Source organism: Lactobacillus sp. M0393 (assembly GCF_016102025.1).
GTDB lineage: Bacteria > Bacillota > Bacilli > Lactobacillales > Lactobacillaceae > Lactobacillus > Lactobacillus melliventris.
Map to the genome: position 1 here is coordinate 1 of NZ_JACFPK010000013.1, position 8,941 is coordinate 8,941.

Below are 8,941 nucleotides of genomic sequence, written 5' to 3' on the forward strand. Positions count from 1 at the left end.
AAAAAAAAAACAATGAGGATTCATTGCTTTTTATATTTAACTTTATTCTTTTATATTTTTTCTATGTTGGCTGGCGTGACATCAGCTGCTGTATTTATTGGCTTTAAATGATTGCCAAAAGTATATTTAGCAGTCGAAGCTTTCACAAAATTACAGTTTGACATCGATGAAGGTGAATCTAAAACTTCATAAAATAGTTCTGCTTTTTTATCTGCTGGAACCCATATATATCTTAATCCTGTAACCGAAACCGTATCACCTGAACTAAACCATGAATCGTCCGCAAATTCTCCTTTTATATTATAAAGATATGCGTCATTCACAAATCTTACATGCATGATATTAGTATACGGTATTAGTTGCTGACGAGGCTGCGTTTTAAGGTCGTCTCTTAAAACAAACAATTTTTTATTGTTTTTTATGCGGAATACTTCTAGAACTCCATTATCAAGCATATCAATTTTAGTCGTCCCTGCTAGTTCTTCTCTATTACTGCGACGATCAACCACTAGTTTCGTACCCTTTTTGACATATTTATTGGTAAATTCACCTTTATTATTAACAAGATTTGCTTTTGTAAAATCTTTATCAGAAGAAAATGGCGATGATGCTATTGTAACAGTAGCATAATTAGTAAATAACTTATTTCCATTGATACTATCAACATTTATAGCTTTAATATAACCGCCATGACCGATGTTGTAGTATTGTTTACCTTTAATTGTTTTATATGGTAGATAATACCAGTTCATATCTTTGTCATTAAAGGAATAACGCTTGGTATCTGGATCAGATAGGGCTTTAATTTTGCCAACATATCTTACTAAAGCACCCTTTTTTAGCAGCCCATTCGTTTTAAGATAAGAATACTTTTTCTTACCCTTTTTGTTATAAACACGAGTCTTATGATTCAAGGTTAGCTTGCCTTGCTCAGAATTTACATTTGACGTAGTAGTTTGAGCTTGATCAATATTAGTTGTAGTAACTGCTAATGATGTTGTTGTCAATATTCCAGCTAATAAGCTAATAAACAATTTTTTGTTAATTTTCATTGTAATTACTCCTTTATCCTTAAATTCTAATAGCTATCTGGTTAATTGTCTATTAAGGCTACCTTTACTGGACCAGGCAACCTAATATAAATATTAGTCGAAGTAGTGCTAAGCCAAATGGCTATCAGTTTTAAAAGATTTATAAAAAACTTCGTGAAAAATAAAGTGCGATCCTCGCATGCAAAAGAGACATACTAGACGTCTAGGCAATCCATTTGGATTGCCTTTTTGTATATCTACACTTTTGAAATCTACGTGTGCTTCTATGTTTTAATAAAACCCTCTTTACTCTTTTGAGGACTTCGTCCTGTTATTGATATATAATAATATATAGAAATATATAGTAATATATAGCAATATAAGAGAAATATATATGAAAGATATAAGAGAAATAATTGATATAATAGTACCTACAGCATCTAATAAAGAAGTAGCAAGATATAGAACAAGGATTAATTCGTATATAAAAAAATATAAGATAATATATAAAAAAGAAAATAGAAAAATGGTTCTTGATGAATCAGAAGCGAAGAAAGTCATTGCTCATTTTAAAAATGGTGAAGTAGGTTCTGCTAGATCAATTAGTAAAACTGATTACGTCAGACATTTGGAAGAAAAAGTAGCGAAACAACAAGAAGAAATTGATCAGCTTAATAATCGATATTTAAGTAAAATCGAGGAGCAGAATAAAGAGTTAAGAGAAGCTAATAGGGCTTTAGGAAAAAAGTTTGATCGGTTAATGCAGCTTATGAACCAACAACAACAGTTACATGGCAGAGACCAAAAGATAAAAGAGCAGGGCTCTTTAGAACGTAAGGAAAGAAACATTGATAATGAACTAAAAGAGCCAGTTCGAAAAAATGAACACTGGTGGCAAAAGATTTTTAAATAATTGGGCATAAGACCTTGAGGCATCTTAAGATCACTTCTAACTGACTTATAATCATTCGCTAACAATAGGGAACTTAATGTTTAAAAGTAACGTATTCAAAGTTATTTTGACAATAATTTCACCTACTATAATATTAATTTTCACTGTATTTTTTAAATAAGTAATCAATATTTCAAATGACTCGTAAGAGTCATTTTTTATTTTATCTTCTAGTTATTAATCTTTGAAAAACTTGATAATTTCATATTATAAAGCACAAATTAACTGGATATTTAACGAACTATATGTTTATATATACATGATTATTTTTTAATATTATTTGTTGACAAATTTTTATGCTGAACTATGGTTTTAATATCAATGTCGACATTGATCTAAAATATTATGAAAGGCGTACTATTATGAAAAGTACCATTAAAAAATTGGGAATTTCTCTTGGGGCAGCAAGTTTTATAGGAACGACTATGGCAACAACTGTAGTAAATACATTTGCTGCTACGGACAACTCCGTAAGTAATTCCAATGAAAATCAAAACAACAGTTCATATGGGGCATTGTACGGTTCATTAACTAAAGATCAACAAGATGAGTTTGATCAAATTGTTAATGGTGCTGGACTTAATGAGGAGCAGCAGAATACTCTCTTACAAGACAAAATTACTGAACAAAACAATAACCTGACACGTGGCTTAAAGTTAGAAACAATTAAGAAAATTGCCAAATACGTTGCTAAAATTACTGGTAACAGTTTAAAAACTAAGCCACTAAAAGCTTTTGTAAACTTTCTAACTGATTATGAAGGTAAAGCTGAAGATGGTATACGATATGCGCTAATTCATTATCTTCACCTTAACAGCACAGTCGCTTACTGGACGGCACGAACAGTCGTATTTATCTATCTTTAAATAATCTAAAAGGTGTGACTATAACATGAATACTACTTTAATAATAATCATTATCTTGGCTCTAGAGCTTCTGCCAATCGATACTTGGCTTGCCAGATACAATATGACGCTTGCTATGCCTATCCTTTTTACTTTAGCGTTGATTGCTGTGTTTCTCCTCTCTTTAGTGGGCTTTTCAAAAGCTTTTCATTGGTATGATTATCTAATAGCAGTTATTACATGTGTTTATGAATGGATGATATTCTTCAAAAATAACAAAAAATAAGCAAACCAAAACTCAAATACGCAAATTAATTACAAATTAAGCAGATTAAATACCTAATCAAAAAAATAATTCCATATATACCAAAGCAACTTAACATAATGTACATTAAGCGAAGTTGCTACGAAACTTAGTGCTACAAGGCTTCAAACTGCAGCAAAAAAATGTTTGTGAATTTGAAGCCGTATAGCAAAAGGGAAGACTGATTTAACAGCCTTCCCTTTTTTCATTACCTGGTAATTTCACAATTAGACCAATTGCTTCATACCAGCTTATTTGTTACTTTTAATCTTTAACTTTAAATTGCTCCGTATGCTTCGTAAATTAATAAGAAAATCACTTTGATAGCAGCAGTAAATTAAAAACTTGTTTACTTGTCTTACAGGCTACCAATTAGAAGAACAGGAATATTAGCAAAAACTTCATTATCAATCCATTGCTTCAATTGAGTAATTGATTCTTGAGCCAATTTTTTATCTGAACCCTTTAATTTATTAGCCAATTTTTCGGCAGTGACTAGCTTTTTTGCTATTTTCTCTTTAGAAGTATTAGTGATCATTTCTACTTCGGTTTTTATTAATGGTTTAAGAGATTTTTTATGACCATTTACATTGTATGTCCCGGTTAAAAAATTAGTCCAAAACTTATATTTGCCATTTTGCGACACAATATGAACTAAAGAACCATTTTCTACTGATATAGCGCGATCTATTTTGAATAACATGTTTTTAGCGAAAACTTTTTTAGCATGCTTCAAACTATATTTTTTAAGTAAGCCATTTTTTCTTTGATACAATCCGCCATCAGTAGTAGCTATATTTTTAGCTAACTTGAAAACATAGCCAGCTTTAGTCAGTTTGTTAGACCATGTTTTATCAGACACACCCTGATTATTGACTACAGTATTTGTATCGCTTACGTCAGCTGCTTTAACAGGCACATAATTACTGCTTGTTGCACTAAATATCAAGCTTGCACCAAAAACAGCTGCAAATGCTGCTATACTAAGTGATCTTTTCATTTTTACCCAACCTACTTTGATTTAATACCAGCCATGAGCTTGCCAAAATGCTTTAGCTTTTACCCAACTTCCACTATAACGTTTGTGAATATATATCGTAGCAGCTTTTTCTTGATTAGCTATACTATAGTCGCCATTAAGATATGCTTTATCTAACTGAAAGCGACCGTAATGCGTACCGTTAGAAACATAATAATTGTATCCTGATTCTCTCTTTGCAATCCAAAGTTTAGCTGAACGTTCTGCACTACTTAAACTATCATAATATTTTTTCTTAATACTTGCTGGTACACCATCATAAGGTCCGAACGCCTGAGGTCCTACTACGTTTTCTACAGAGCCAACATTTTGTGGCAAATAAATAGGCGTACCATTAGGTAAGGCTTTATCGGGATCGATATTATCATTTAAAGCTTCAACTACAGACAAATCTAAATTATTATTAATTGCAATTTGTCTTAATGAATCGTTATCATAGTTTGCTACAGGATTTATATCATATTTAGAAACAGGACTTTCTACACTATCACTTGTTGCCTCAGCTTTGACACTTGTTACCGCTAATGGAGTTGCAACTGTCGCAAAGGTTGCAGCAGCAACACCTAATCCAACAACATACTTAAATTTCATAATTAATTCTCCTATAAACGTATATTAAAATATTATAATGATATAATGCCTTAATAAATTAATATTTTAATATCGAGATTATATATCTTTAATTAATTTTATTCAATTATTTATACCTATAAAAATAGCCTAAGATAAAATCTTAGGCCTCACTTTTGTACTACTTAAGTAGTTCGTTAAGAATATCTTTGACGATATTCAACACATCTCGAATTGCGGTAATTACAAGATACAAAAGAATTAGAATTAGAACATCAGACACGTCTTTTCACCTCCTTTATGAGAAGCCAGTCAACTTCTCAAGATAGTGCACTAAACGCGCAGGATTATTTTACCAAATTTTTATTTTCATGATATAATTTTTATAGAATTAGATAACGTCAGACATGTTTAACTAAACGTGTAAGCAGGTTCAGTCACTTGCAAGACGTCTAAGGCGGTCCACAAGGATCGCTTTTTTTATATATTTATTTTTTATTCTCTTCTAACTTACCAACAACAGCTTGCCTAATTTAGCCCCTATTAGCCCCTGTGAGCCGTTTTGTCGTCCTCGGGTATACTTACACCTGATTTTCCACCAAATGGACGACTTCTTGACGATAAGCTGTGTGATTTACCTGCCAAAATCATTTCCCTTTTTGCTCAAAAATGACTGTCCCAATTTTTTAAAAGTAGACAAAATCATTCCTCAACTATTTCGCCTACTTTTATTTTTTACCCCCCCGCTCTCCATTACATCTAAAGCGAGCCTGGCATTCAATAAAACCAAAATACGGTTTTAGAAGTAATTTTTACCTTCGTGAGAATGTTGCTCTACCAGGGTTTTTAACAATCCCATTTTGGGACTATCAGATCCCTTTCACAAACCCAGATGAGGCTTTTGGCTCTACACCAGCGTTTGCAACAGTCCCACGGTGGGATATTTCGCAAAAAAAGTGCTAGCAGGCAGCTGCTGTTAGAAAACGCTTGGCACCGCCAAGCTATCACCTTACGTTAAGTAAGTGATAGCAGTTCTCCTTATGCTCTTTCCTAAAAATTTGTGAAATTCCAAGATATAGGTAACAAAACAACTTTATCTAATCCGATAAATGACAACGAACGACCAATATAAATCAACATCAAGAACCAGGTTAATCTCCTACAAGCAAAACTAAAACACTACTCGACACCCTAACCTGCAAATAAACCATGAAAGACTGCTGAACCAAAATCTACTACGCCAGCTGCTCCACCTAAACCTAAAACAAGATCAAATAATTAACCTAAACTGCCAATTACTGTTCCCTGCAGTGGGCACACTGGCCCCATAAGGTAACTAACATAACCGCAAAGCGGTTAGTTAGGTAATTTCCCCTTGCGATAAGGAGAAGAAACTATCTAACTAACCGCTTTGTCGATTGTTGGTTACTAATCTGGTCACAAAGAACCAGCATACATTTAAGCTAAAAAACGCCCTGCACAGTAGCCGAGCCGTTGTTTTTTGTCGCTCCAAAATATGATCTGAAGGTCTGGGCAACGCCATATGCTAACCCCAGCCAATAGTACCTCGTACTATGTTCTGTCCTTGCTACTGCCGTATGTTCCACTGCTGCCTGCTCGCCTTACGCATGAGTAATTCTGACCAGACAGTAGTCGTCTGTACCGCCCTGACCTGGTTCGCTTAACTGCTGGTCGTCACCGCCACTTGCCCCACTGCATTCGTTACGTGCTTTCGGAAATAGATTTATTACTTGAAATGGCTCTATTAAACCTGTCCCTTTTTTCAACTTTGTCCTGTTGGTTCGCTTGATAACGGAAAAGACCTCCGGGCTAATCTTTTAACTCGAAGGTCTTTTTAACTTCATCTCTTGAATTTTTAAGTATTTTTGTTATACTTAATTTAATTGATGAAGCTAATCTGTTACCCTGCAAAAGTTTGAGATTAGCTTTTTTCATGCCTTGATTGTCCTTATTGGCAATCAAGGCATTTTATTTGCTTGTTAAAGTAATCATACCATAGAAATATCAAATTCTACTAATTTTTTTAAAATTAATAGTCTTTTAGACTGAGAGTAGTATTCTATCAAGCTTAAAAGCTTTCTAGATTAACAACAAATTGCTGCCAGCGTGTTTTAATGGCTAATTATCATTAATCTAATAAATTATATAATTCAACTACCTGCTCATTAAGTTCTTGTATGATTTACGCAATTTGCTAAATCTGCTTTGTAGGCATTCAACTACGTCTTGTTTTAGTTTGATTATAAGCATTTTGTACCAATCCAGCAGCCACATTCTTGGTTAATGGTACTTTTAACTTTTTTGCTTGGATCATTAATGTATCAGTAGCTGTCTGTTTTTTATCTGCACCAGATTTCTCACTTTTAATAGCTTCCTCGTTAACTAAAACTTGAGCAAGCTTATACCATACATCTAACTTATCTGCTAAAGATTTATTACGTTCTTTAATATATGGATAAATACCAACAAGAATAAACGCAATTATTACAGCTAGCGTGCTTAACAATTGTAAAATAGACGTTAATTTATCCATCAATATCACTTCTCTCCTTGACAGTAGTAAATTGTGCTGCCTTTAATTTACGAATTTTTTCTTTTAAATGATCAATTTCATTTTCATCATTAAGAAACTTTGTACGATAGTATTTTACTTCGTTATATAATCGTCGCCGTTCTTTATCATTTGCAGTATTTCTTGTTTTTACATGCCACTGATAAAAATTGATTAGCATTGAAACGAGTCCACAAAAGGCAGTTGAGGTTAGCAAAATTATCAGTTTTTTATACATTATGCATATTCCTCCTTGCTATTTTGGTTTGTATAAAAGAAAGAGTCTCAACAGTAAGTGAGCTGTTTGAGACTTTTAAATATTTTATGATCTATTTATAAAACTTATTACTACTCTGGGTCATTCCAAGTAATTTCATAAATTCTACTGTGCAAAGTCTTTAATGTAGTTGCGTCATGATATGAGACCGTTAAATATGCATCATTTTTATTAATTACTTGAATACTTTCAAACTCAGTAACAAATTTACTCCGATCTAAGACTGAACCATTATTGTGATCATTATTATTAGCATTCAAATTAATTCTATGCCAGTTCTCTGTGCTATTCCAATCCACTAATCCATTCGGCAGTTTTTGATAACCATAAGGTATTTTATAAATATAACGATCTTGAGCTACCCCTTGACCTACATCATCTGTTTTAGGTGCAGCTTCACTTGAAATATAGATATTTTTTTTATCGTCTATATCAAAGCCCTGAATTGATCCAACAGCAGATGTAAAATTCTCAATTTTAAATGCATAAGAACAACGAAATTGATCAAGCGGATAATTTGTAGGACCACCATTGAGAGCTTTATTAATTTCATTCACTGAGTAGAAACCAAAATGAGCCGTTCCACTTGTATCAATAGTAACAATCAACATATCTAGATAATTTGGAGAAACCGCAGCTTCGGATCTAAGCAAATTAACTCCTGGATAAACTACATTATCATCATAGCCTGCTCCTGCTCTATTAAGAGCTGACAACCTAGGCATCTGTGTATTTTTCGTATATTTTTTATTTTGAAATTTTACCCTTGCTATTTGAGTAGCCCAGTAATATTTAGAGCTTGAAAGTTTTTTAGGTTTTGTACCAATAAACCACTCACCATTGCCGTTAGGTCCAGCATATTCCCAAGTTTGTGTATGAGAACCTGCTGTACCACTCTTTTTAGCACCCTTTAAAAATAACCGAAAATGCTTTTCGCCTTTTGTAAATTGTGCATTAAATCCATCTTTTCTTGCTCTATAAACTACAGTATCTGTACCTTTGGCCAATTGCTGCAACGCATATATATATTTAGTTGCTACATTACCTTTTTGAACAACTACCTGATGGAGACCATTCAATTCATATTTCAAACTTGGCGTTACACTAGATACTTTTCTCATATCGAAACTCCTTTACTAATTGAAAAAATAATTATCTATCCAAATCTTTAATCTCGAGATCATAATTAAAATAGCACGTAAGGAGGAATTAAGCCGACTAATGTCGGCTTAATTCTTTGTTGGAGAAATTGTGCAAGTTTTAAGCAAAAAAAAAACAATGAGGATTCATTGCTTTTTATATTTAACTTTATTCTTTTATATTTTTTCTATGTTGGCTGGCGTGACATCAG

The 8,941-nt window shown here is 32.9% G+C and carries 10 protein-coding genes; 3 read left to right on the forward strand and 7 right to left on the reverse strand.

Annotation, left to right across the window (positions count from 1 at the left end):
- Window positions 1-50: 50 nt before the first annotated feature.
- The gene (locus H3R29_RS09015; protein ID WP_052059623.1) at window positions 51-1,052 is read right to left on the reverse strand and encodes an SLAP domain-containing protein; all 1,002 of its coding nucleotides are present in this window, start codon (window positions 1,050-1,052) and stop codon (window positions 51-53) included.
- A gap of 373 nt (window positions 1,053-1,425) precedes the next feature.
- Between H3R29_RS09015 and H3R29_RS09020 the strand changes: the two genes are divergently transcribed.
- From H3R29_RS09020 to H3R29_RS09030, 3 genes are all read left to right on the forward strand, one after another.
- Window positions 1,426-1,944, forward strand: coding sequence for a hypothetical protein (locus H3R29_RS09020; protein ID WP_038521150.1), 519 nt, complete (start codon window positions 1,426-1,428; stop codon window positions 1,942-1,944).
- 401 nt (window positions 1,945-2,345) lie between these two features.
- The gene (locus H3R29_RS09025; RefSeq protein WP_038521147.1) at window positions 2,346-2,849 is read left to right on the forward strand and encodes a hypothetical protein; all 504 of its coding nucleotides are present in this window, start codon (window positions 2,346-2,348) and stop codon (window positions 2,847-2,849) included.
- Window positions 2,850-2,874: 25 nt separating this feature from the next.
- Window positions 2,875-3,114 carry a hypothetical protein gene (locus tag H3R29_RS09030; RefSeq protein ID WP_038521144.1) on the forward strand — a complete coding sequence of 80 codons (240 nt, stop codon included), beginning with the start codon at window positions 2,875-2,877 and terminating at the stop codon, window positions 3,112-3,114.
- Window positions 3,115-3,490: 376 nt separating this feature from the next.
- Here the strand turns inward: H3R29_RS09030 and H3R29_RS09035 are convergent, their stop codons facing one another.
- The 6 genes from H3R29_RS09035 to H3R29_RS09060 all read right to left on the reverse strand — a co-directional run bounded on the left by H3R29_RS09035 (window position 3,491) and on the right by H3R29_RS09060 (window position 8,711).
- Complete coding sequence (locus H3R29_RS09035) at window positions 3,491-4,132, reverse strand: hypothetical protein (RefSeq protein WP_038521162.1); 642 nt, start codon at window positions 4,130-4,132, stop codon at window positions 3,491-3,493.
- A gap of 21 nt (window positions 4,133-4,153) precedes the next feature.
- Entirely contained in the window at window positions 4,154-4,762 is a 609-nt protein-coding gene (locus H3R29_RS09040; protein ID WP_038521159.1) for a hypothetical protein, read from the reverse strand.
- 1,442 nt (window positions 4,763-6,204) lie between these two features.
- Window positions 6,205-6,348: a hypothetical protein gene (locus H3R29_RS09045; protein WP_158593833.1), complete on the reverse strand. Its 144-nt coding sequence runs from the start codon at window positions 6,346-6,348 to the stop codon at window positions 6,205-6,207.
- Window positions 6,349-6,977: 629 nt separating this feature from the next.
- Window positions 6,978-7,295: a phage holin, LLH family gene (locus tag H3R29_RS09050; protein ID WP_038521156.1), complete on the reverse strand. Its 318-nt coding sequence runs from the start codon at window positions 7,293-7,295 to the stop codon at window positions 6,978-6,980.
- On the reverse strand, window positions 7,288-7,551 hold the full coding sequence (locus H3R29_RS09055; protein WP_038521153.1) for a hypothetical protein: 264 nt from the start codon (window positions 7,549-7,551) through the stop codon (window positions 7,288-7,290). Before H3R29_RS09055 ends, H3R29_RS09050 begins: the two co-directional genes overlap by 8 nt.
- Before the next feature lie 110 nt (window positions 7,552-7,661).
- The gene (locus H3R29_RS09060; RefSeq protein ID WP_046333027.1) at window positions 7,662-8,711 is read right to left on the reverse strand and encodes a helveticin J family class III bacteriocin; all 1,050 of its coding nucleotides are present in this window, start codon (window positions 8,709-8,711) and stop codon (window positions 7,662-7,664) included.
- Between the last annotated feature and the right edge of the window lie 230 nt (window positions 8,712-8,941).

Excerpts from the sequence above, each read along its gene's own strand:
- H3R29_RS09025 (WP_038521147.1), top strand. The coding sequence starts at position 2,346 with ATGAAAAGTACCATTAAAAAATTGGGAATTTCTCTTGGGGCAGCAAGT.
- H3R29_RS09020 (WP_038521150.1), top strand. The coding sequence starts at position 1,426 with ATGAAAGATATAAGAGAAATAATTGATATAATAGTACCTACAGCATCT.
- H3R29_RS09030 (WP_038521144.1), top strand. The coding sequence starts at position 2,875 with ATGAATACTACTTTAATAATAATCATTATCTTGGCTCTAGAGCTTCTG.
- H3R29_RS09040 (WP_038521159.1), bottom strand. The coding sequence starts at position 4,762 with ATGAAATTTAAGTATGTTGTTGGATTAGGTGTTGCTGCTGCAACCTTT.
- H3R29_RS09060 (WP_046333027.1), bottom strand. The coding sequence starts at position 8,711 with ATGAGAAAAGTATCTAGTGTAACGCCAAGTTTGAAATATGAATTGAAT.
- H3R29_RS09015 (WP_052059623.1), bottom strand. The coding sequence starts at position 1,052 with ATGAAAATTAACAAAAAATTGTTTATTAGCTTATTAGCTGGAATATTG.
- H3R29_RS09055 (WP_038521153.1), bottom strand. The coding sequence starts at position 7,551 with ATGTATAAAAAACTGATAATTTTGCTAACCTCAACTGCCTTTTGTGGA.
- H3R29_RS09035 (WP_038521162.1), bottom strand. The coding sequence starts at position 4,132 with ATGAAAAGATCACTTAGTATAGCAGCATTTGCAGCTGTTTTTGGTGCA.
- H3R29_RS09050 (WP_038521156.1), bottom strand. The coding sequence starts at position 7,295 with ATGGATAAATTAACGTCTATTTTACAATTGTTAAGCACGCTAGCTGTA.